16 protein-coding genes are annotated in these 22,222 nt (G+C 67.8%); 9 read left to right on the top strand and 7 right to left on the bottom strand.

All coding sequences use genetic code 11. From position 1 onward, the window contains the following. The first annotated feature begins 15 nt into the window (after positions 1-15). Complete coding sequence (locus MLP_RS16815) at positions 16-1,008, top strand: DUF4192 domain-containing protein (protein WP_013864353.1); 993 nt, start codon at positions 16-18, stop codon at positions 1,006-1,008. A gap of 48 nt (positions 1,009-1,056) precedes the next feature. Next, a complete protein-coding gene (locus MLP_RS16810) occupies positions 1,057-2,016 on the top strand; it encodes a PfkB family carbohydrate kinase (protein ID WP_013864352.1) in 960 nt (319 codons plus the stop codon). Between the two features lie 18 nt (positions 2,017-2,034). Here the strand turns inward: MLP_RS16810 and MLP_RS16805 are convergent, their stop codons facing one another. The 3 genes from MLP_RS16805 to MLP_RS16795 form a co-directional block, all read right to left on the bottom strand. Continuing rightward, positions 2,035-4,287 carry a [protein-PII] uridylyltransferase gene (locus MLP_RS16805; RefSeq protein WP_231851484.1) on the bottom strand — a complete coding sequence of 751 codons (2,253 nt, stop codon included), beginning with the start codon at positions 4,285-4,287 and terminating at the stop codon, positions 2,035-2,037. A gap of 83 nt (positions 4,288-4,370) precedes the next feature. Next, positions 4,371-4,709, bottom strand: coding sequence for a P-II family nitrogen regulator (locus MLP_RS16800; RefSeq protein ID WP_013864350.1), 339 nt, complete (start codon positions 4,707-4,709; stop codon positions 4,371-4,373). Further along, complete coding sequence (locus MLP_RS16795; protein ID WP_013864349.1) at positions 4,706-6,064, bottom strand: ammonium transporter; 1,359 nt, start codon at positions 6,062-6,064, stop codon at positions 4,706-4,708. The genes MLP_RS16800 and MLP_RS16795 overlap by 4 nt, the downstream gene beginning before the upstream one ends. 297 nt (positions 6,065-6,361) lie before the next feature. On the opposite strand from MLP_RS16795, the gene MLP_RS16790 reads away from it, so the two are divergent. The 3 genes from MLP_RS16790 to MLP_RS16780 all read left to right on the top strand — a co-directional run bounded on the left by MLP_RS16790 (position 6,362) and on the right by MLP_RS16780 (position 9,941). Continuing rightward, positions 6,362-7,018, top strand: coding sequence for an SRPBCC family protein (locus MLP_RS16790; RefSeq protein WP_013864348.1), 657 nt, complete (start codon positions 6,362-6,364; stop codon positions 7,016-7,018). 1 nt (position 7,019) lies between these two features. After that, positions 7,020-7,424 (top strand): ArsR/SmtB family transcription factor, encoded by a 405-nt coding sequence (locus MLP_RS16785; RefSeq protein ID WP_013864347.1) that lies wholly within the window; start codon positions 7,020-7,022, stop codon positions 7,422-7,424. A gap of 504 nt (positions 7,425-7,928) precedes the next feature. Beyond that, a complete protein-coding gene (locus tag MLP_RS16780; RefSeq protein ID WP_231851333.1) occupies positions 7,929-9,941 on the top strand; it encodes a hypothetical protein in 2,013 nt (670 codons plus the stop codon). Between the two features lie 31 nt (positions 9,942-9,972). On the opposite strand, the gene MLP_RS16775 is transcribed toward MLP_RS16780, so the two are convergent. Further along, the gene (locus MLP_RS16775; protein WP_041792779.1) at positions 9,973-10,449 is read right to left on the bottom strand and encodes an NUDIX hydrolase; all 477 of its coding nucleotides are present in this window, start codon (positions 10,447-10,449) and stop codon (positions 9,973-9,975) included. Positions 10,450-10,508: 59 nt separating this feature from the next. Beyond that, the gene (locus MLP_RS16770) at positions 10,509-11,624 is read right to left on the bottom strand and encodes a DNA glycosylase AlkZ-like family protein (RefSeq protein ID WP_013864344.1); all 1,116 of its coding nucleotides are present in this window, start codon (positions 11,622-11,624) and stop codon (positions 10,509-10,511) included. Between the two features lie 42 nt (positions 11,625-11,666). Here MLP_RS16770 and MLP_RS16765 point away from each other — a divergent pair, with 42 nt between their 5' ends. Both MLP_RS16765 and MLP_RS16760 read left to right on the top strand, forming a co-directional pair. Next, positions 11,667-12,431 carry an SDR family NAD(P)-dependent oxidoreductase gene (locus tag MLP_RS16765; protein WP_013864343.1) on the top strand — a complete coding sequence of 255 codons (765 nt, stop codon included), beginning with the start codon at positions 11,667-11,669 and terminating at the stop codon, positions 12,429-12,431. A 111-nt stretch (positions 12,432-12,542) separates the two neighbouring features. Beyond that, a complete protein-coding gene (locus MLP_RS16760) occupies positions 12,543-15,419 on the top strand; it encodes an aminotransferase class I/II-fold pyridoxal phosphate-dependent enzyme (protein ID WP_013864342.1) in 2,877 nt (958 codons plus the stop codon). Between the two features lie 8 nt (positions 15,420-15,427). On the opposite strand, the gene MLP_RS16755 is transcribed toward MLP_RS16760, so the two are convergent. Together MLP_RS16755 and MLP_RS16750 are read right to left on the bottom strand one after the other, a co-directional pair. Continuing rightward, on the bottom strand, positions 15,428-17,317 hold the full coding sequence (locus tag MLP_RS16755) for a SulP family inorganic anion transporter (RefSeq protein ID WP_013864341.1): 1,890 nt from the start codon (positions 17,315-17,317) through the stop codon (positions 15,428-15,430). A 111-nt stretch (positions 17,318-17,428) separates the two neighbouring features. Continuing rightward, positions 17,429-18,034 carry a TetR/AcrR family transcriptional regulator gene (locus MLP_RS16750; RefSeq protein ID WP_013864340.1) on the bottom strand — a complete coding sequence of 202 codons (606 nt, stop codon included), beginning with the start codon at positions 18,032-18,034 and terminating at the stop codon, positions 17,429-17,431. 68 nt (positions 18,035-18,102) lie between these two features. On the opposite strand from MLP_RS16750, the gene MLP_RS16745 reads away from it, so the two are divergent. Together MLP_RS16745 and leuS are read left to right on the top strand one after the other, a co-directional pair. Then, the gene (locus MLP_RS16745; RefSeq protein WP_041792775.1) at positions 18,103-19,533 is read left to right on the top strand and encodes an MDR family MFS transporter; all 1,431 of its coding nucleotides are present in this window, start codon (positions 18,103-18,105) and stop codon (positions 19,531-19,533) included. Between the two features lie 188 nt (positions 19,534-19,721). Next, positions 19,722-22,196 (top strand): leucine--tRNA ligase, encoded by a 2,475-nt coding sequence (gene leuS / locus MLP_RS16740; protein ID WP_041792773.1) that lies wholly within the window; start codon positions 19,722-19,724, stop codon positions 22,194-22,196. The last annotated feature ends 26 nt before the right edge of the window (positions 22,197-22,222 follow it).

The following is a 22,222-nucleotide window of genomic DNA, read 5'->3' as shown; positions in this document are numbered from 1 at the left end:
CCTTTATGTCTGGGTATGACACGACGTACTTCTTCTTCCCGCACCGCGAGTGCGGCGCCGACCGTCCTCCGGATTCGTGAGCCAGGTGACATCCTGGGCTTGATTCCCTATCTGCTGGGGTTCCACCCCGCTGAGTCCTTGGTGGCCGCGTTCGTCCGCCAACGCCGGGTGGTGGTGACGGCCCGGGTGGATCTGGCCGCGACCGCTGATCTGGAGGCGCTGATCGACCAGTTCGAGTTGGTCGCCGATCAGGTGGACACCCGCGCAATAGTGCTCGTCGGCTACAGCGCCGACGAGAGCGTCCGGGATGTGATGCGCGGCCTGGCCGACGTGATCCCGTTCGATCTGGTCGATGTCTTGGCAGTGTCGGGCGACCGGTGGTGGTCGGTGTGCTGTGACGGGGACTGCTGCCCAGCCGAAGGCCAGGCCTATGACATCGAGGCCCATCCGCTGGCGGTCGAGGCGGTGATGGCCGGGATATCCGCGACCGGCACCCGCGACGACATCATGGCACTCACCGCAGGACCGCCGGCGGCTGAGCGGGACCGGCTCACCGCGGCCGCGGAGGAATGTGCCGGCAAGGTCGACCAGCTGAGTCGGCGCCGCCGACGGCGACGGGTGCGACAACTGGTCGACCGGGTGCTGTCCGCCGACGGGCCGACCGACGCTGAGGCAGTGGAGATCGCAGTGCTGGTTCGCGACATCGGCGTCCGCGACGAGGTCTGGGCGATGATGACGCGCCAGGACGCCGAGGCGTACGTGGCGTTGTGGCGTCGGGTGGTCGCCATCAGCGTCTGGCCGTACGAGCCGGCGCCGCTGGCCATGCTCGGCTGGGCAGGTTGGCTGGACGGGAACGGAGCGTTGCTCAACTGTTGCATCGACCGTCTCGAGCAGGTGGCGCCGGACTACGGCCTGCTGGAGCTGTGCAAGCAGATCAGCAACAACGCCATCCCACCGCGGTACCTCGACCAGATCGCCGACCAGTTGCGCATCGCGTCGGGATGGTGAGGGGAGCCCGGTGCCGGACGGGAGGTCATCTCCGCTAGTTTGGCCCGCATGACAAAGCGATTCGTCGTGTGCGGAGAGACCCTCATCGACCTGATCCAGGCTGGCGGCCAGAACGAAGGCTATGTCAGCTCGACGTGGGCCGCCACGTCCGCCGGCGGGCCGATGAACAGCGCGGTCGCCCTCGGTGACCTTGGCGCCGACGTGCACTTCCTCGGTCGCTTGTCTCGCGACTCCTTCGGTAAGCAGCTCCGCGGCCACATCGAGACCTCCGGGGTGTCGCTCGACCTGGCCACCGAGTCTTCGCAGGCGACGTCACTGGCGGTGGTCAGCCTGGACGCGGAGGGCAAGGCGAGCTACACCTTCCACTTCACCGACACCGCGAACTTCGGTTGGCAGGAGGCTGACCTGCCGAACCTGACGTCGGACGACTGGCTGCACATCGCCTCGCTCGCCTGTGTCGTCAGTCCCGGTAGCGATGTGCTGCTCGCCTGGGCGCACGGCGTGCCGTCGGGGATCTCCTACGACATCAACGTCCGACCGACCGTCATCACCGATCCGGAGGAGTACTGGGCGAGGGTGCGGCCCTGGCTGCGGATCGTCGGCCAGCGCAAGGGCATTCTCAAGGCCAGCGACGAGGACATCGCCTTCCTCGCCCAGGCCACGTCGCCCGGAGCCGACCCATTGGATCTGCTGGGCGAGTGGGTGGCGCAGTACGGTGCCAGCCTCGGCGTGGTCACCCTCGGCCCGGACGGCGTGGCCGCTATCGACGCGGGGGGAAATCGGACGCACGCGGCCGGTTTCCCGACCAAACTGGTCGACACCGTCGGCGCCGGCGATACCTTCATGGCCGGATTCTTGGACGGGTACGTCAATCGTGAGTTGGATCTGCATTCGGCCTTGGTCCGCGGTGCGGCCGCAGCCTCCATCGTCTGTTCTCGGCGTGGCGCCCAGCCGCCGAACACGGCCGAGGTCGACGCCTTGATCGGTGCCAGTCGTCGCTCGCTGTGAGGCTGCGCTCGCTCGGTGCTACGCGCCGTTGGTGAGAGCTGTCAGGGCTGCTTGAACCCGATCGGTCGATGGCAGCGAGCCGTCTGCCTCGGTCAGGTAGAAGGTGTCGATGGCCTGGCCCGCCAGCGTGCTGACATGCGCCGACCGGATGGAGAGTCGGAGCTCGCTGAGTGAATTGGCGAGGGCGAACAGCAGCCCACTTCGGTCACCGGTCCGGACCTCGATCACCGCGGCGCTGGCGCTGGCGTCCGGGATGACGCCGATGAAGGGCCGCGCCGCCCGTGGTCGTCGGGACGCCCGCGACTCACGGATCCGTACCCGCTCGAGCATGGTGGAGTCACCGTCCTGGAGCCGGCTCAGCTCCTGGCTGAGCAGGGTCGGGTGGGGCAGGTCGCCGGGATGCTGGCTGTCGACCCGCCAGGTGGCGATCGCGACAGGTTGGAGCAGCCCGGTCGTGATCGTGTGCAGGGCAGCGGAGCGGACCGATACCGAGTGCGCGGCCAACAGGCCGGCGGTCTCGGCGAACAGGCCGATCCGGTCGGTGGCGGCGACCACCACCTGAAGGCCACCCGGCTTGGACTCCAGTTGCACCCGTGGTCGCCCGTCCAGGCTGACCGAGCGTGCCAGACCCAGATCCACCAGGTCGGTCGGAGTCTGTGGCTGATCTCCGACCAGCTGTGACTCCACGCTGTCGGCCAACGCGTTGACCAGTTGTGCCCGCCAGGGGGACCAAGCCGCAGGCCCGGCGGCCCGGGCATCGGCCTCGGTCAGACAGCGCAGCAGGTGCAGGGTCTCCAGCCGCCCGTCCACCGCCGCGATCAGCGCGTCGACGGTGGCCGGGTCGCGGTGGTCGCGTTTGGTGGCCAACTCGGCGAGGGTGAGGTGCTCACGGACCAGCCGCTCGACCAGCGCGACATCTGCCTCGTCGAAGCCCAGCGCTGCCGAGATCTCCCGTGCGATCGGCGCCCCGACGACTGGGTGCCGGGCGCCGGCTCCGGGCAGCTTTCCGATGTCATGGAGCAGACAGGCCACCAGCAGGAGGTCGGGACGATCCACCCTGGTGAGATGCGGCTGCGCCTCAGCCACGCACTGCACCGAATGCCGGTCGACTGTATGCCGGTGGATCGGGTTGTGCTGGGGCTGGGCGCTGATGCCTTGCCAAGCGGGGATCCAGCGAACGACACAACCGGCCAGCTCCAGCGACTCCCAGACCGGCAGCAACACTGTGCCGCAGGACAACAACTCCACAAAGGACTCCCGGGCTGATGCCGACCAAGGGGTCGCGATGGCCGGTGCGTGTTCGCCGAGATTGTCCGCGGTGATCGGGGAGAGCACCAGTCCGCGCTGCGCCGCCAGGGCAGCGGCGCGCAGGTCGAGCAAAGGGGTGTCCGGGCGGGTGTTCCGATCCAACCCGATCTCGCCGCTGTGGATGATCAGGCCGTGCGGCGCTTGGACATATTCAGGTCGCCGCTCCCGGCGGACGAAGCTGATCGCGCGACGCACCGGCAGCACCTGGCGGGCGGCTCGGCAGGTCAGGTCGAGGGCGTGCCCGATGCGCCGGGCGGCCATGCTGACGGTGCGGTGCAGCTCGTCGGGGTCGGCGTACTCGAGTCGGTCAGCCACGTCCCCGACCTCGTTGACCAGCAGCCGATCCAGGGCTCGGCCCGAGCTCAGGTGCAGTGCGTCCCGGACATCGAGCAACCGCTCGTACGGCTCCCTGACGCCGGCATGCGGACGATCGGTCAACCAGGTCGCGGCCAGGGCCCGCAGCATGGTCATGTCCCGGAAACCCCCACGGGCCTCCTTGAGGTCAGGTTCCAACAGGTACGCGGCATCGCCGAAGGTCTCGTGTCGTTCCTCGACCGCAGTCAGCAACTCGGGCAGTCTCTTGCGGGCGTTGCCCCGCCAGCTGGTCAACAAGGTCGATCTGGCGGCACGGGTGAGCTCGCCGTCGCCGGCTACCAGCCGCAGATCGAGCAGGCCGACGCCGGCACTCAGCTCCCGGGACGCGACTTCGGCACACTCGGCCGGCGTACGGACGGAGTGGTCCAGGCGCACCGAGCTGTCCCACAGCGGATACCAGAGCCGCTCGGCCAGGGCGCTGACCCGTACTCGGTCGGTGCCGTCGTGCAGCAGCACCAGATCGAGGTCGGAGCGGGGACCGAGCTCACGGCGGGCGAGGCTGCCGACCGCGGCCAGGGCGACGCCGGTCTGCGGACCGCCGGCATCGGTGTACAGCTCTGCGAGAGCGTCCTCGACGCACTCGGTCAGACAACGCCGACGATCCGGCCCTGACGTGGCGGACCACGAGGACCGGATCGCGGCGTTGAGGCGCTCCGAGGTCAGATCGCGCTTCAGAGCGCGTCCAGCCCGCGCTCTCCCGTACGCACGCGGACGATCTCGTCCACAGGTACGGACCAGACCTTGCCGTCACCGATACGGCCGGTCCGGGCGCTCTTCACCAGGACATCGATGATGTCCTTGGCATCCTCGTCCTCGACGAGCACCTCAAGTCTTACCTTCGGCACCAGGTCCACGGTGTACTCAGCGCCCCGGTAGACCTCGGTGTGGCCCCGCTGGCGACCGAAGCCTTGGGCTTCGCTGACGGTCATTCCCTCGACCCCGAACGACTCCAGGGCGGTCTTCACTTCGTCGAGCATGTGGGGCTTGATGATCGCGGTCACGAGCTTCATGCCTTCACCTCCTGATTCTTGGGTGCGGTGGCACCACCAGTGTGCGCGCCACCGAAGGACAGACCGCGGCCGAGGGCGCCGATCGGCGTCAGGTCGTAGCCGGTCTCAGCGTGCTCGGTCTGATCCACACCGCGCTGCTCGTCGTCAGAGTCGACGCGGAAGCCGATGGTCTTCTCCAGGATCAGTCCGATCAGGTACGTGACCACGAACGAGACGATCAGCACCGCGAACGCGCCCACTGCCTGGCGCCACAGCTGGTCGAAGCCGCCGCCGTAGAACAGGCCGTCGACCCCGGCGGGAGCCGCTGCCGTGGCGAAGAAGCCGATGGCGATCGTGCCCCAGAGACCGCCGACGAGATGCACGCCGACCACGTCGAGCGAGTCGTCGTAACCGAGCTTGTACTTCAGGCCGATGGCCAGGGCACAGAGCACACCGGCGACCAGACCGAGGATGATCGCGCCGATCGGGCTGACCGATGAGCACGAGGGGGTGATCGCGACCAGACCGGCCACGATGCCTGAGGCGGCACCCAGCGAGGTGGCGTGGCCGTCACGGATCTTCTCGGTGATCAGCCAGGCCAAGGACGCTGCGGCGGTGGCGACCAGGGTGTTGACGAACGCCACCGAGGCGGTGTTGCCGGCCGAGACCGCGGAACCGGCGTTGAAGCCGAACCAGCCGAACCACAGCAGACCGGCGCCGAGCATCACCAGCGGCAGGTTGTGCGGCCGCATCGGGTCCTTCTTGAATCCGATCCGCTTGCCCAACACCAGGGCCAGCGCCAGGCCGGCGGCGCCGGCGTTGATGTGCACCGCGGTGCCACCGGCGAAGTCGATCGCCGCCAGGTTGTTGGCGATCCAGCCTCCGGTGTGGGTGACCACGTCGTTGTCATCGGTCAACGTGAAGTCGAAGACCCAGTGCGCGATCGGGAAGTAGACGATCGTCGCCCAGAGGGCGGCGAAGATCATCCAGGTGGAGAACTTGGCGCGGTCGGCGATGGCACCCGAGATCAGGGCCACCGTGATGATGGCGAACATGGCCTGGAAGGCGACGAAGGCCATTGTCGGGTAGCTGGCGTCGGTCTCCGCCATCAGGCCCTTGAGGCCGAGGAACTCGCCGGGGTTGCCGAGCAGGCCCGCGCCGACGTCGTTGCCGAAGGCGAACGAGTAGCCGTACAGGACCCAGAGGATGGCGATGATGGCCATGGCGCCGAAGCTCATCATCATCATGTTGAGGACGCTCTTGGCGCGGACCATGCCGCCGTAGAAGAGCGCAAGGCCTGGTGTCATCAAGAGCACCAGAGCCGCCGAGGTCAGCATCCAGGCGGTATCGCCCGAATTCAGTTCGAGTGGACTCATGCTTGTGACTTTCGGTGAGAGGAGTTGGAGCTGGACATGAGGGGTTGTGGCTGGACAACTGGAGTGTGCGCGCCCGGATCCGTGAACACGCGCGGTTGTGCCAACTCTGCTAGCCCTGTGTTGCGCCGAGGTCGCTGCAGGTTACGAGCGGGTGACACCTTCGGCTGGCATGTGACAGCTCTGTTTCCTGCGGTTCCGGTCCGATTTCAGCGGCGTCTTATTCAGGTCTTGCTTATATAAGTCATAACGAATATAGTGACCTGAAACCAACTCCTGCACTCCCGAGAGGTTTCACTCATGACCACACCCACCGAGGATCCGATCGCGCTGGTCGGTGCGATCGAGCGTCGCGTCGTCCCCACCGAGGTCAGCGGCCAGCCGGCCCGCGTCGTCACTGCCCGCCGGACCTACCGTGGCGCGGCCGTCGACGATGTCTGGGACGCGCTGACCAACCCCGAACGGCTGCCGCGCTGGTTCCTGCCGATCAGCGGTGAACTGGCCGTCGGGGGCCGCTACCAGCTGGAAGGCAATGCCGGTGGAGAGGTCCGCAGCTGCGATCCGCCGCGGGAGTTTCAGGTCACCTGGGAGGCGATGGGTGCGATCAGCTGGCTGGCTGTCGAACTCTGCGAGGTCGCCGACGGGACGCAGGTGGAACTGCGGCACACCCAGCACAGCGACCATGATTTCTGGCGGCAATACGGTCCGGGCGCGACCGGCGTGGGATGGGACCTCAGCCTGATCGGGCTCGGGTTGCATCTGGCCGGTGCGGCCCAGCTCGATCCAGCCGAGTTCGAGGCCTGGTCGATTTCTGAGGCCGGCAAGGTCTTCGTCACCGGCAGTGCCGAGGGTTGGGCCGAGGCCGACATCGCCGGCGGTGCCGACGAGGATGCGGCTCGGGCGGCGGGGCGCAACACGGGTGCCTTCTATCGCGGCGAGTCGGGGGAGTCGCACTGACGTGCAGGCGCTCGACGCACTGGGCGAGCCCGTACGCCGGCGCATCCTCGAGATCATCGCCGACACAGAGGTGGCGGCCGGCGTGATCGCCGACGCCCTGCGCGACGAACTCGGGCTGTCGCAGCCCGGATGTTCCCAGCACCTGAAAGTGCTACGCGAGTCCGGGCTGCTGCAGATGCGAGCTGTGGGCACGTCGCGCCTGTATCGGATCGATGCCGAACGACTCGCCGACGCGGCAGCCTGGTTCGATCAGTTCAACCGGTTCGGAGACCAGTGGCGGCAGCCCCTCGACGCGCTGGAAACCGAGCTCGCCCGTGGCCGCCGGGAGCGCCGTCGATCGACTGGTGATGCTGCGGGCGGTGACCCGCCGCGGGCCGCGCGTACGTCCTGCGCCGCCGGGCCATAGCTGATCGCGGGGCAGGCGGGCGGCGGGAACGTTTCGCGCCCCCGGGCCACACATGGACGCGAGCCAGTCGGGCCGCGCGTACGTCCTGCGCCGCCGGGCCATAGCTGATCGCGGGGCAGGCGGGCGGCGGGCACGTTTCGCGCCCCCGGGCCACATATGGACGCGAGCCAGTCGGGCCGCCGGTACGTTTCGCGCCGGCGGGCCACACATGATCGCGGGGCAGGCGTGCAGCGGGCACGTTTCGCGACCCCGGGGCCACAGACGATCGCGACACATGCGGGCTGTGGGTACGTTTCGCGCCCGCGGGCCACAAACGATCGCGTGCCAGGCGGGCCGCCGGTACGTTTCGCACCCACGGGCCACAGACGACCGCGAGCGGATCCAGCATCCCACGGGAACCCGCCGACTTGCCCAGGCGGATGACAAGTGTTTTCCGTGTGTGGACAGGAAAAACGTGGGCTCAAACACTAGTCATCGTACACTTGTTCGACTAGAATGGGTGACATGTTCGAGGATCGGTTGGAGGCGGCGCTCGGGGACCGGCGCGTCCTGGCCGACCTCGCCGCCCGGGCCGAGCAGCAGTCGAAACGGTGGGGGTGTCGCAAGCTTGTGGTCGCCGCCGCGTGGGCCGATGCGCATTCGGAGGTGGATCATCTCGAGGGTGGGGTGTTGGTCGAACGGCTCGTCAAGATCGGGCCGGTCGGGACACCGCCGGTGGCGGAGTTCGCCCCTGAGGGATTGATCGGCCCGTTCGGCACCTCGACCGGCTCCGCCCGGTCTTGGATGTCTGATGCCTTGACGGTCCGGCACCGACTCCCCAGGTTGTGGGAACGCGTCCAGGCGGGTGAGATCCATGCGTGGCAGGCCCGGAAGGTCGCGAATCTGACCGCCCACCTGTCGATCGCGATCGTGGGGATGGTGGATGAGCAGACCGCCGGCTGGGTCACCCAGTTGCCGTGGCAGACGTTCCTGAAGAACTTGGATGCCACCATGCTCGAGGTGGATGAAACCTCCTATCGGGAGCGGGAGAAGATCATCGCCGCGAAACGTGAGGTTCGCGCCACCCAATCCGAAGACGGGCTCCGCACCCTGATTGCTCGGGGTGAGGCCGGGGATGTGGCGATGCTCCTCGCCCTGCATCAACGTGTCGCGGAATGCTTAGCCGACGAGGGTGATGAGGACCCGTTGCCGGTGCGGATGTCGAAGGCGATGGGTTGGATCGCGCATCCCGCCCGGGTCCTGGACCTGTTGGCTCGGCACGCGACCGATCCGGACCCGCACCGGGATCCGTGGGAACAGACTGCTGCGCACGCCGCCGACGACACTGATCCGTGGGCGGATGACCTTCCGGCTGCAGGCTGGGAGACCGCCCAACACGGCAACTATCATCAGCCCGCCTTTGATGAGGATGAGTGGTGGACCCAACCCCGCCCCGGCCAGCCCGGACCCGGCCCCGACGGCGAGCCTGACTATTGGCCGGCGGATCCGCCGCCCGATCCCGACGACCTGGCCTGGTTTCAGCACCAGCACGACGGCACCAGTGACGGTGATGCCGGCCGCGACAGTGCCAGCCGTGACAGTGCCAGCCGTGACAGTGCCGGCCGTGACAGTGCCAGCGACGACACCCCCGCGGTCGACCAGCCGAGCAGTGGCGCCGATTCCGGCCAAGCAGACCCCAGTCGAAGTGGCGGTGGTCCAGGCGACACCGGACCGAACAATGCCGGCCAAAGTGGTCCCGGCAGCGTCGGCACCAGTCCGAACGGCGGGGATCGCCCTAGCACCAAGCAGACCAGTCGCGACTGGACGGGCGCCACAACGGCAGGCGACCAGAACACCACCGGTCACGACAACCCGCGACGCAGCGATCCCGATGATCCCGACACCAGCGACACCGACCCGACCGGCCCGGCACGGACCGGCCCAGTGCGACCACCGCTACCGGAGGGGTTCCGGCCACCCGGTTGGCGACCCTTGACCCCGGCCCAGTTGGCCGCGTGCGCGCCCACGGTGGTGTTGCACGTCCACCTCAGTGAGCAGACCCTGCGGGATGGTCACGGGGTGGTGCGGACCGACTGGGGACCGATCCTGATCGAACAACTGCAACGGTTCCTGGTCCAGCACGAAGCCCACCTCACGGTGTATCCCGTCGTGGATCCGGCCGAGACCGCGTCCGCCGACGGATATGAGACGCCGCTCCGGCTGCGTCGTGCCATGCAGATTCGGCATCCCCGATCGGTGTTCCCGCACTCACCCACCACCGGACGTACCGATCTCGATCACACCCCCGCCTACCTCCACAACGGGCCACCCGGACAAACCGGCATGCACACCCTCGGACCCCTCGCCCGATGTGAACACCGGGCCAAAACGATCGGGAACTGGCGGTCGAAACAACCCGAACCAGGCACCTACCTGTGGCAATCACCCCAAGGCTGGATCATGATCACCACCAACCAAGGCACCCTCACCCTCGGCCACACCGACTGGGCCACCCACCTCTGGGAAACCACTGCCTAGATCAGTGGGCGATCCGAGCTGACCGCGATTGCTAGGTCGGCGCAGCCAGCCGCTGGCGGAGGATCGGCCAGGTCTTGGCGAAACCTGGATGCAGGTCCAGCGAAGCCACCTCCGGCACGGGCACCCAGCGCAGTTCTGCGGACTCCTCCTGCGGCACCAGGGTCACCGGTGCCGCCAGCTCGGCGAGCACGGTCGTATAGGACCAGCTCCCGTGGTCGTCGAGCAGCTCGCCGCCGATCCGGATCCGGACGGCTGCCGAGCCGATCCCGGTCTCTTCGTGGGCCTCGCGAAGGGCGCCCTCGGCAGGAGTCTCATGGGAATCGCGGGCGCCGCCGGGAATGCCCCAGGTGTCCCCGTTGGCCGTCCACGCCGCGCGGTGTTGCAGCAACACGAGTGGCTCGCCGGCGGGCGTTCGCCGGTCGACGAGCAACAGCCCGGCCGCGCCGTAGCGTCCCCAGTGCCGGTGACCCAGATCGCAACGAACCCAGCCGTTGCCGTCATGCTCCACGGGATGAGTGTGCCTGCCGTCACCGATGCCGACCAACGCGACCAGACGGACGTCTCACATCAGGTGACCCGGACCGCGTGAATCTCAAGATCCAGCACGGCTGCGAGGGCGGCAACCGCGTCGTCGAACGCTGCCTCGCGCAGTGGCCGATGCGGTGGCAGCATCGTCACCTCGATCCGGACGCGGCGTCCGGTTCCGACAGTCTTCCAGCGGGCTACGATTCGACCGTCATGCAGCACGGTCGGGGCGCAGACCGCGTTCTTTGCATTCCAGACCAACGCCAACTGTTCGGGGGTGCAGAAGCGCAGCCGCCCCGGGCCGGCATAGCCCAGCAGGCAGCCGTCGAAGTCCGCGAGCAGCCGCACCCCACTGGCAGCCTCCGGATCACCAGTCGACTCAGAGAGATCATCGGCCCAGTCGCACATCAGCCGGCCGTCCGGTCCCTCGCCGACCAGCACTCGGTCGCCCAAGGCGGCCAAGGCTTGGTTGAGCGGGGTCTTGCGGATACCCAGATAGAAGCAGCTGTCGTCCTTGGTCACCGGCCCGTACGCCCTGAGGTGCTGCCCCACCATCGCGACCACCGACTCGTCGAACCCGACGGTCGGCAGCTCCGGCAGCGCCACCCGAGCCGCGCGGCGGAGCACGTCAGTGCGTTTGTGCCACGCCGCATCGGGCGGTCGGCGGATCAGCCCGGCCTGACCCCACAGCAAGAACCTGACCTGATCGACCCGGGAGGCCAGTTCGGGCGGGCCCGCGGTCATCAGCCCGCGGGCATGGTCGAGCAGATCCTCCCAAGCTCGCCAGTCCGCGGCCTGCTCCTCGACCGCGGTCAGCAGCTCACCGACGTGCTCGACCGGCACCTTCGTCAGCGCAGCCAGCAGTTGTTGTCGACCTTCTCGCGCGATCCGCTGCGACCAGGCGAACTGCTGGAGATCGCTGGTGAACACCGTGCCGCGCAGGGTGCTGGCCTTGATCAGCTGGTGCGCCTCGAACAGGGTGACCAGCTCCGCGTCCGTGGTGCCCGGGCGGCGCGAGGCCATGGTCAGGAACGGCGCCCGCGGCACCTGGGATTGAATCGGCGCCAGATCGGCCATCAAGTCGAGCACGCTGGTGGACTCGGGGAACTGGCGCCGAAGCGTCGCCCGCCGCAGATCGTCGCTACTCCACCGCCGCATGCCGGGCAGCGTAGACGGCCGGGGCCCGATAGGTTCTCGACCATGACTGGTGTCCTCGACACGTTCTCGCTGGCCGGCAAGAAGGCTCTGGTGACCGGCGGCAACCGCGGCATCGGGTTCGCCTTGACCCAGGGGCTGGCCGAAGCAGGCGCCTCGGTCGCCTTCGCGTCCCGTAGTGCGGAGGCAAATCAGGCGGCTCAGCAGACGCTCGGCGACGCCGGACTCGAGACCGTCGCTCTCGTCGGTGACGTCACCACCTCCGCGAACGATGTCGTGCAGCACGCGGTCGATGCGCTCGGCGGTCTCGACATCGTGGTCAACAACGCCGGGATCTGCTATCACCGGCCGGCGTTGGAGGTGCCGGACAGCGAGTGGGACGACGTCTTCGATCTCAACGTCAAGGCGCTGTGGCAGGTGTCCCGCGCGGCGGCGCGGCACTTCAAGGACCACGGTGGCGGCGCCATCGTCAACATCGGATCGATCTCGGCGATCATCGTCAACCGACCGCAGTGGCAGCCGGCATACAACGCATCGAAGGCGGCGGTGCATCAACTCACCAAGTCGTTGGCCGCCGAGTGGGCGCCGTACGACATCCGGGTCAACGCGCTGGCACCCGGCTACATCAAGACCGAGATGGCGCCGGTCGACCGACCTGAGTTCAAGGCCCGTTGGCTCGACGACGCTCCGCAGCAGCGGTTTGCGCTGCCGCAGGAGTTGGCGCCGGCCGTGGTGTTCCTGGCCTCGGAGGCGTCGGCGTTCATGACCGGCTCGGTGCTGGTGATGGACGGCGGCTACACCGTCTACTAAGCCTACGAGGCGGTGTTTGTCCAGGGTCGAACGGCCCGCAGAAACATAGTGTGCAAACATGGCCCCGGTGTGCTGCCAGCGGCGTTAGCACGGCACGACACGGAGGTCAAGATGTCGGATTTCTCGGCACAGGCATACAACGCCTGGTGGCAGGCACGCCTCGATGCGTGGTCACAGGTCGAGGAGGAAGCCGATCGACGCGTGAGATCGGTCGATCCGGCCCGTGCCGCGGCCATGACCGCCGCGATCGAGAAGGACCTCGACCTGCTGGCGACCATCGAGCGCTACTGGGCCTACCCGGGCAAGGATGGGTTCCTGCGGATCCAGGAGCTCTTCCGGACCGGTGGCCCGGTCGAGTTCGCGCGGGCGGTGGCCCAGGTCAAGCGGATGCTCAGCGCGGACTATTCCTATGGCGCCACGGAGGTCCGCACCTCCACCGACGCAGTGTCGGATCCCGTGGGCGCCGAGCAGAACGAGGCCGGGAGCGGGCGTCAGCGCTACTTCGAGGTACTGGTCGTCGAGCGGATGACCGTGGAGCAGGAGCGCGCGCTCCGCGAAGACCTGCGCCGTTGGCGCCGGCCGGATGACGAGTTCATCTACGACATCGTCGTGGTCGGCAGCGGCGAAGAGGCTGTCGTCGCAATGTGGATCAACCCGACGATCCAGGCCTGTGTCATCCGGCGCCGGTTCGGCCATGCCTCGGCCAACGATCTGAGCCGGCTCGCGCAGTTCCTGGATCCATCCGTACGCGAGCGCCTGGACCGGCACTCGCCGCACGAGCGAGCGGAGATCCTGGCCAACGAACTGGCCAGGATCCGCCCCGAGATCGACCTCTACCTGATGACCGAGGTCGCTGTCGAAGAGGTTGCCGGCAGTCTCAGCCCGAACTTCCGTCGGGTCTTCCATGCTCGGGAGGGGCTGCTGGAGTTGCATCTCAGCATCCTCGATGGGGTGGCGCACCGCTATCGCACGCCGTTCTTCGACGCGCTGCGCTCCTATGCGCATCGACCCACCGGCTCGTTCCACGCACTGCCGATCGGCCAGGGCAAGTCGGTGGTCACCTCGCACTGGATCAAAGACATGGTCGACTTCTACGGCCTCAACATCTTTCTCGCCGAGACCTCGGCCACGGGCGGCGGGCTCGACTCGCTGCTGGAGCCGACCGGACCGCTGCGTGATGCCCAACAGCTGGCGTCGGAGGCGTTCGGCTCGGCGCGGTCGTACTTCGTCACCAATGGCACCTCGACCGCGAACAAGATCGTCGGCCAGGCCAATGTGGCGCCCAACGACATCGTGCTCGTCGACCGCAACTGTCACCAGTCGCATCACTACGGACTGATGCTCGCCGGTGCGCAGGTCAGCTACCTCGACGCGTACCCGCTCAACGAATACGCAATGTATGGAGCGGTGCCGCTGTCGGAGATCAAGGGCAAGCTGCTGGACCTGAGGCGGGCGGGCAAGCTCGACCGGGTCAAGATGTTGATGCTCACCAACTGCACCTTCGACGGGATCCTCTACGACGTGCAGCGGGTGATGGAGGAGTGCCTCGCCATCAAGCCCGACCTGATCTTCCTCTGGGACGAGGCGTGGTTCGCGTTCGGCCGCTTCCACCCCGTGTATCGCACCCGGACGGCCATGTACTCGGCGGAGCGGCTCGTCGATGATCTGCGCAGTCCCGAGTTGCGGGCGCGCTTCGAGCAGCAGTCCGCGGCGCTCGGCGACGACGCCGACGACGAGACCCTGTTGAACACCCGACTGCTGCCCGATCCCGATCGTGCTCGCGTGCGGGTGTATGCCACGCAGTCGACCCACAAGACGCTCACCTCGCTGCGGCAGGGGTCGATGATCCATGTGTTCGACCAGGACTTCAGCGGCAAGGTCTCCGAGGCCTTCCATGAGGCGTACATGGCGCACACCTCCACGTCGCCGAACTACCAGATCCTGGCCTCGCTGGACATCGGCCGTCGGCAGGCGGCGCTGGAGGGTTACGAGCTGGTGCAGAAGCAGCTCGAGTTCGCGATGCGGTTGCGCGATGCGATCGACCACCATCCGCTGCTCAGCAAATACATGCGGTGCCTCTCCACGGCGGATCTGATCCCGGAGGTCTACCGTCCGTCCGGCATCGCGCAGCCGCTGCGGAGTGGTCTGCGGAACATGATCAACGCCTGGGATCACGACGAGTTCGTGTTGGACCCGTCCCGGATCACGCTCTTCATCGCGGCCACCGGCATCGACGGCGCCACCTTCAAGAGCCAGCAGTTGATGGACCGGTTCGGCATCCAGATCAACAAGACCTCGCGCAACACGGTGCTCTTCATGACCAATATCGGCACCTCGCGCAGCTCGGTCGCGTACCTGATCGAGGCGCTGGTCGCGATCGCCCGGGATCTGGAGCGCAAGTTCGACGAGATGAGCCCCTGGGAGTTCGATGCCTACCGCCGCGCGGTGACTCGACTCACCACCGCGTCGGCGCCGCTGCCCAACTTCGGCGGCTTCCACGAGGCGTTCCGTAGCTACTCCGACCCCCAGACCCCCGAGGGCGATATGCGCAAGGCCTTCTTCGGGACCTATGTCGACGGCTCGTGCGAGTACGTGCTGCAGGCCGATGTCGAGAAGCGGGTCGCGGCGGGCGAGAAGCTGGTCTCGGCCACCTTCGTCACCCCGTACCCGCCCGGATTCCCGGTGCTGGTGCCCGGCCAGGTGATCACCGAGGACGTGCTCGAGTTCATGGCGCGCCTCGACACTCCGGAGGTGCACGGCTACGAGGCTGAGGTCGGCTACCGCGTGTACCGTCCCTCGGCGCTGCCCGGTGCGCAGGCGCCGGCTGAGTCGACTTCGGTGTCCGCTCCGGCCGCGACCAACGGCGACGCCGGCGGGGCATCGGATGCCGATGGTGCGGGAGCCGCGCCTGCGGCAGCGCCGAAGCCCGCGCGTTCGGGTCGAGCCCGTGCCGGCGCTGGAGCCAAAGCCGGCAACGACGGGAAGTAGCGCGGGGTCTACCGGTCCGACTCGTTGGTGTCGACGGGCCTGGCTGGTGGCGTGCCAGCGGGCTCGTCGGCTCCCGGGACGGCCTGGTGTTCCAGGGCCGTCTGCTCCCGTACGGCTTGCTCGGCCGCCCAGGTCAGGTACGCCTTCTCCATGACGGGCAGCGTCGGGAACATCATGTCCTCGCCGATCAGCTCGACCAGCCCGGCCCGCTCCAGCGGAGTCCGGAGATCCTGCTTGACTCGGGCCAGACCGAACCGGATACCACGCTCCGACAGGTCGTCGTGGAGTGCCTTCAACCCGTCGGTGGCAGAGATGTCGATCTCCACGTTCGCCTCGGCGTTGAGGATGAACCAGCGGACCGGATGGTCAGGGTCGCCCTCGTTCTCCTTCTCCACGGCCAGCAGGGCCCGGCGGCGCAGATCGCCCACGTTGATGAAGAACAGCGGCGCGTCGTAGCGGTAGACCACCAACCCGGGCAGCGTGGTGGCCTGGTCGTAGTCGTCGACGTCGTGCATGCCGGCTATGCCTTCGACCCGACCGAGCACACCTTCGTGCGGGCGAGCCAGTCGCTGCACCATCTCCAGGATCGACAATGCGATGGCGATCCCCACGCCGGCCAGGATGCCGATCAGCACGGTGCCGAGGCAGGCGACGATGGCCAGCACCAGCTCGGAGGTACGGAACCTGGCCAGTCGCTTGATGTCGGGGATGGAGACCAGCTTGCTGGCCGCGTAGATGACCACCGCGCCCAGGGCGGCCGACGGCAGAGGCTCCAGCAGCGGGCCGGCAAAGAACAGCACGGCGATGATGCAGACGGCGGCAACCAGGGAATAGACCTGAGTTCTGGCGCCCGAGGCGATGGCCAGTGCGGTCCGCGAGCCCGACGATGACATCGGGAAGCCGCCGAACAGCCCGGCAGCGACGTGGACACCGCTCATCGCGACCAGCTCCTGCTGGGGATCGACGTCGGGCACCGACTTCTCGCCGGGCTCGGTCTTGGGCTTGAAGGCCCGGCCGATCAGGGTGTTGTCGCTGTAGGCGACCACCGCGACGCCGAGACCAGCCAGTAGCAGGGTCTGCAGGTCCGCCCAGCTGATGATCGGCAGGTGCGGCAGCGGCAGGCCGACCGGCACCGGTCCGGTCTCCGCAACGCCGTACGCCGGCAGATCGAGCACCACCGCGGCGATGGTGGCCGCGGCGACCGCGATGAGCGGCCCAGGCCAACGCGGCCGCAGGATCACGATTGCCAGCAACAGGGTCAGCGTGCCGGCCGCCACGGCGAGGGTAGGCAAGTGGGTGTCGCCCACCACAGAGAAGAAGGACCGCAGCTGGGCGACGATGGTCTCGCCCTCGACGTCGGTGCCGGTCACGCGGCCGAGCTGGCCGACGACCATCAGCACGGCACCGCCGGCCAGATAGCCGACCAGCAGCGGCTGGGACAGCAGATCGGCGATGATGCCGAGCCGGAAGAGCCGGGCGAGCAGGCACCAGCCGGCGACCACCAGACACAGCGCGGAGCTGAGCACGATGGCGCGCTCCGGGTCGCCGCCGGCCAGCGGCGCGATGGCGGCGCCGGCCATCAGCGCCACCGTCGACTCCGGCCCCACCGACAGCACCCGCGATCCGCCGATGATCGCGTAGACCACGCAGGCGGCGAGGGCAGTCCACAGGCCGACCACAGGTGGGACGTTGACGATGGCCGTGTACGCCATCACCTGCGGCACCATGTAGGCGACGACGGCGATGCCGGCGAAACCGTCCAGCCGGAGCCAGCGGCGTTCGTAGTGTCGCAGCACGCCGAGACCGGGGGTGAGCGTGGGAAGGGTCTGCCACAACGAGCGGCGACCGCCCGCATCCAACTCGTAGTCGATATGGGGTCGTCGGCGGATAGGGTTCATGCGCTGTTAACGTCCTCGTGGTTGGGAACGGCCACTGACGTCAAATGCTGATGGTAGGCGTGCGCTCGGGTCAAGGACAGCAGGCCCAAGACGCGCGGGCCAGAAGTCCCTTTACGGGCTTACGAGCGGCAGGAAGATCTCATCCACGATCGCGATGATGGTGGCGTCCTGGACCGGCTCCAGGGTCATCAGCAACTCGTGCCGGATCAGGTCGAAGGCGACGGTTCGGACCCGCGGGGTCAGCCGGTCCGGGTCGATCTCGCCGCGGGCCACGGCGCGATCCAAGATCTCGTCCATCGCGCCGCGGGGCTGCTCGCCGAACGCCTTCTGTCGCAGGTCGGCGAAGCTGCGGCCGGACTCGGCGAAATAGCTGCCGACGAACACACTCATCAGCGGGGCGAGGGGGGCACGCGTGGCGTTCGAGCGACGTAGCACCTCGAGCACATCGCCGCGCAGGCTACCGGTGTCCGGCGCCGTGACCCGATCGCGTCGCAGACCGTAGCCGAGGGCGGCCTCGAGCAGGTCGTTACGGTCGGTCCAGCGGCGATAGAGAACGGATCTGCTGGTGCCGGCGCGTTCGGCGATGGCGTCGATGGTGAAGCTGCCGTAGCCGCCGTCGATCAGCTGCTGCCAGGCCGCTTCGAGGATCGCTTCCTCCAGGGCGGCTCCTCGGCGACGACGTACGCCGTCATGACGAGCATCCTCCGTAAGATCCACTTGCGTATCTTAACACGGCGACGTACCCTCTCAATTAGATACAGATGCGTCTCTTAAGGAAGTGAATGATGTCTACGACGTCGGCGCCTGCCGTTCCTCGGCAGGCGGTGGTGACAGCGCTCGTGCTGTTGGTCGGCGGTCTGGCGGTGATCTTCGACAGCACGATCATGAGCATCGCGCTCAAGACTCTCGCGATCGAGCTGCAGGTGTCGGTCAGCACGATTCAGTGGGTCGTGACGGGCTATCTGCTCGCGCTCGCGGTAGCCATTCCGGTGGTCGGCTGGGCACAGGCGCGATTCGGCGGCAAACGGCTGTGGTTGGTCGCGCTGACCGTCTTCGGCCTGGCCTCGATCGCCTGCAGCCTCGCCTGGGATGCCCCCAGCCTGATCGCCTTCCGAGTGGTGCAGGGGCTCGGCGGCGGTCTGATGATGCCGCTGATGGCGACGCTGGCGATCCAGCAGGTGCCAGGTGGCGTCGGACTCGGCCGGCTGATGGCCGTGGTCAGCCTGCCTGCCGCGCTGGGGCCGATTCTCGGGCCGACCATCGGCGGCCTCATCTTGACCTGGCTGGATTGGCGGTGGCTGTTCTGGGTGAACGTGCCGCTGTGCCTGATCGGCTTCCTGCTCGCCTGGAAGGTGCTGCCTGCCGACGAGCCACGCGGCAAGTCGGTGCTGGATTGGACCGGGCTCGCGTTGATCTCGCCGGCGCTCGTCGGGATCTTGTACGGGTTGTCCAACGTCAGTCGGGTCGGTGGGCTGGGCTCGATGCAGGTCTGGCTGCCCGTGGCCCTGGGACTGGTGCTGCTGACCTTGTTCGCTCTCACCCAGCTGCGCCGCCCGGCTGCTGCTCTGGTGGATCTGGGTCTGCTGAAGCGTCGCCCGGTGGCGTCCTCGTCGGCGGTGCTGTTCCTCTCCGGTGCCTCGCTGTATGGCGCGATGCTGCTGCTGCCGTTGTTCTTCCAGGTCGTCCGGGGGACCGATGCCCTGACCGCGGCCTTGTTGCTGATTCCGCAAGGCGTTGGTGCGCTGCTCAGCCGGACGCTGGCCGGTCGGCTCACCGACTCCATTGGTGCTCGGGTGGTCGCCATCGGTGGCTTCCTGGTGATGGGGCTGGCGACCATCCCGTTCGCCCTCGCCGGTGCCGGCACCAATCAGTGGTGGCTGATGAGCGTGCTGCTCGTCCGCGGCCTCGGCCAGGGCGCGGTGATGATCCCGGTCATGTCCGTCGCCTATCTCGGGCTCGAGCGCGACGAGGTGCCGCATGCGAGCATCATCACCCGGCTTGCGCAACAGCTCGGCGGTGCCTTCGGTACGGCGATCCTGGCCGTGATTCTGGAGCGGGCGACGTCCGGCGCGACCGGGTTGGCCGACCTGGCGTACGGCTTCGACATCGCCTTCTGGTGGGCCGTCGGCTTCACCGTCGTCGCCATCGCCGTGTGTCTGATGTTGCCCGCTCGTCCGAAGAAGGTGGCCGAAGCCAAGGAGCCGGCTGAAACGTAGCGGCGCGGGAAGCACACCCTGCGCTAAGGTGAGGGCATGCATCGCCGAGTGCTCCTTACCTAGCCGCGCAGTCGCAGTTCTGCGCGGCAGCCCCTCACGCCGAAAGTCGGCCGGAGGGGTTTTTTCATGCCCGATGACCCCAGGGCGGGGGAGCACGACGTACGAGGAGAGAGATGACGGAGCAGAGCGTGGTAGAGCCAGTCACGGAAGCACGGCGTTACGACCCGGTCGCCGCGCAGCAGCGTTGGCAGGAGTATTGGGCCGCCGAGCAGACGTTCGTGCCGGCCGACGACGGCAGCCGTGAGCGGCGCTATGTGCTGGACATGTTCCCGTACCCGTCGGGCGATCTGCACATGGGCCATGCCGAGGCCTTCGTGATGGGCGACATCGTGGCCCGGCACCTGAAGCTGCGCGGCTACGACGTGCTGCACCCGATCGGCTGGGACTCCTTCGGGCTGCCGGCGGAGAACGCCGCGATCAAGAACGACACCCACCCGGCCGAGTGGACCGATCGCAACATCGAGACCCAGGCGACCTCCTTCAAGCGCTACGGGCTGAGCTTCGACTGGAGCCGTCGGCTGCACACCTCCGATCCCGAGTACTACCGCTGGACCCAGTGGCTGTTCCTGCGGTTCCGGGAGCGGGGGCTGGCGTACCGCAAGGGCAGCTATGTGAACTGGTGTCCGGTCGATCAGACGGTGCTGGCCAACGAGCAGGTGGTCAACGGAGCCTGCGAGCGGTGCGGTGCGACGGTCACCAAGCGGCAGTTGACCCAGTGGTATTTCAAGACCACCGAGTACGCGCAACGGCTGCTGGACGACATGGCCGACCTGGAGGGCGGCTGGCCGGAGCGGGTGCTGGCCATGCAGCGCAACTGGATCGGCCGGTCCGAGGGGGCCTACGTCGACTTCGAGATCGACGGTGTCGACGAGCCGGTAACGGTGTTCACCACGCGTCCCGACACCCTGTATGGCGCCACCTTCTTCGTGGTCGCTCCGGAGGGCGAACTGGCGTCGGCCATCGTCGCGGACGGTCAGCGGGCGGAGTTCGAGGCCTACCTGGAGCGGGTGAAGCTGGAGACCGAGATCGAGCGTCAGTCGACTGACCGGCCGAAGACCGGGGTGTTCCTGGGCGTCTATGCGACCAATCCGGTGAACAACGAGCGGATCCCGGTGTACGCCGCCGACTACGTGCTGGCCGACTACGGCACCGGCGCGGTGATGGCCGTTCCGGCGCATGATCAGCGCGACCTGGACTTCGCCCGGACGTACGATCTGCCGGTGGTCGAGGTTGTCTCGACCGGCGAGCCGGATCCGGCGGACTCCGGGATCGCGACGCCCGGCGACGGTACGTATATCAACTCGGGCCCATTGGACGGGTTGACCGACAAGGCGACCGGGGTGTCGACCATCATCGGCCAGCTGGAGGAGGCCGGGGTCGGCAAGGGTGCGGTCACCTACCGCCTGCGCGACTGGCTGCTGAGCCGGCAGCGCTATTGGGGCGCGCCGATCCCGATCGTCCACTGTGTCTCGTGCGGTGAGGTGGCCGTACCGGACGATCAGCTGCCGGTCGAGTTGCCGCCGCTGACCGGAGCGGCACTGGCGCCGAAGGGGATCTCCCCGTTGGCGTCGGCAACCGAGTGGGTGAACGTCGACTGCCCGTCCTGCGGCGGCCCGGCGACCCGGGACACCGACACGATGGACACCTTCGTCGACTCCTCCTGGTACTTCTTCCGCTATTGCTCGCCGGGCGATGTCGAGGGCCCGTTCGATCCCGAGGACGTACGCCGCTGGATGCCGGTGGCGCAGTACGTCGGCGGCGTCGAGCACGCGATCCTGCATCTGCTGTACATGCGGTTCTTCACCAAGGTGCTGCACGACATGGGCATGGTCGACTTCGACGAGCCGATGCGCCGGCTGTTGAACCAGGGCCAGGTGATCAACCAGGGCAAGTCGATGAGCAAGTCGCTGGGCAACGGGGTCGACCTGGGCGAGCAGATCGACCTGTACGGCGTCGACGCGGTCCGGCTGACTGTGGTGTTCGCCGGCCCGCCGGAGGACGACATCGATTGGGCCGACGTGTCACCGGGAGGGTCGGCGAAGTTCCTGCAGCGCGCGTACCGGCTGGCCAGTGAGGTGACCTCGTTGCCCGGTGTCGACTTTGCCGGCGGCGACGCTGCGCTGCGGTCGACCACGCACAAGCTGCTGACCGAGATCGACGACTGCCTGGCCGGGCAACGCTTCAATGTGATGGTGGCCCGGGTGATGGAGCTGGTGAACGCTGCCCGCAAGGTCGTCGACACTGGTGCCGGTCCCGCGGATCCCGCCGTGCGTGAGGCGGCCGAGGTGGTCACCATCGTGCTGAGTCTGGTGGCGCCCTACATCGCGGAAGAGATGTGGGAGGCCCTGGGGCACGCTCCTTCGGTGGCCGATGCGTCGTGGCCGATCGTGGATCCGTCGCTGCTGATCACCGAAGCGGTCACCTGCGTTGTCCAGGTGCAGGGCAAGGTCCGCGCCAGGTTGGAGGTGTCGCCCGACATCTCCGACGGCGAGTTGAAGGAGCTGGCCCTGTCGGCGGACGGCGTCGTACGCAGCCTGGCCGGCCGGGACATCGCCAAGGTGATCATCCGCGCGCCCAAGCTGGTCTCGATCGTGCCTGCGTGATTCGTCCCTCGCTGGCGCTCGTGACG

Origin of the sequence: Microlunatus phosphovorus NM-1 (assembly GCF_000270245.1) — a bacterium.
In the GTDB taxonomy this organism is placed as follows: domain Bacteria; phylum Actinomycetota; class Actinomycetes; order Propionibacteriales; family Propionibacteriaceae; genus Microlunatus; species Microlunatus phosphovorus.
This window is presented reverse-complemented; position numbering and strand designations above follow the sequence as displayed.

Bases quoted from the DNA above. Each gene is read 5' to 3' on its own strand.
- MLP_RS16795 (WP_013864349.1), bottom strand. From the start codon at position 6,064: ATGAGTCCACTCGAACTGAATTCGGGCGATACCGCCTGGATGCTGACC.
- MLP_RS16810 (WP_013864352.1), top strand. From the start codon at position 1,057: ATGACAAAGCGATTCGTCGTGTGCGGAGAGACCCTCATCGACCTGATC.
- MLP_RS16780 (WP_231851333.1), top strand. From the start codon at position 7,929: ATGTTCGAGGATCGGTTGGAGGCGGCGCTCGGGGACCGGCGCGTCCTG.
- MLP_RS16770 (WP_013864344.1), bottom strand. From the start codon at position 11,624: ATGCGGCGGTGGAGTAGCGACGATCTGCGGCGGGCGACGCTTCGGCGC.
- MLP_RS16755 (WP_013864341.1), bottom strand. From the start codon at position 17,317: ATGAACCCTATCCGCCGACGACCCCATATCGACTACGAGTTGGATGCG.
- MLP_RS16815 (WP_013864353.1), top strand. From the start codon at position 16: ATGACACGACGTACTTCTTCTTCCCGCACCGCGAGTGCGGCGCCGACC.
- MLP_RS16760 (WP_013864342.1), top strand. From the start codon at position 12,543: ATGTCGGATTTCTCGGCACAGGCATACAACGCCTGGTGGCAGGCACGC.
- MLP_RS16765 (WP_013864343.1), top strand. From the start codon at position 11,667: ATGACTGGTGTCCTCGACACGTTCTCGCTGGCCGGCAAGAAGGCTCTG.
- MLP_RS16790 (WP_013864348.1), top strand. From the start codon at position 6,362: ATGACCACACCCACCGAGGATCCGATCGCGCTGGTCGGTGCGATCGAG.
- MLP_RS16800 (WP_013864350.1), bottom strand. From the start codon at position 4,709: ATGAAGCTCGTGACCGCGATCATCAAGCCCCACATGCTCGACGAAGTG.
- MLP_RS16745 (WP_041792775.1), top strand. From the start codon at position 18,103: ATGTCTACGACGTCGGCGCCTGCCGTTCCTCGGCAGGCGGTGGTGACA.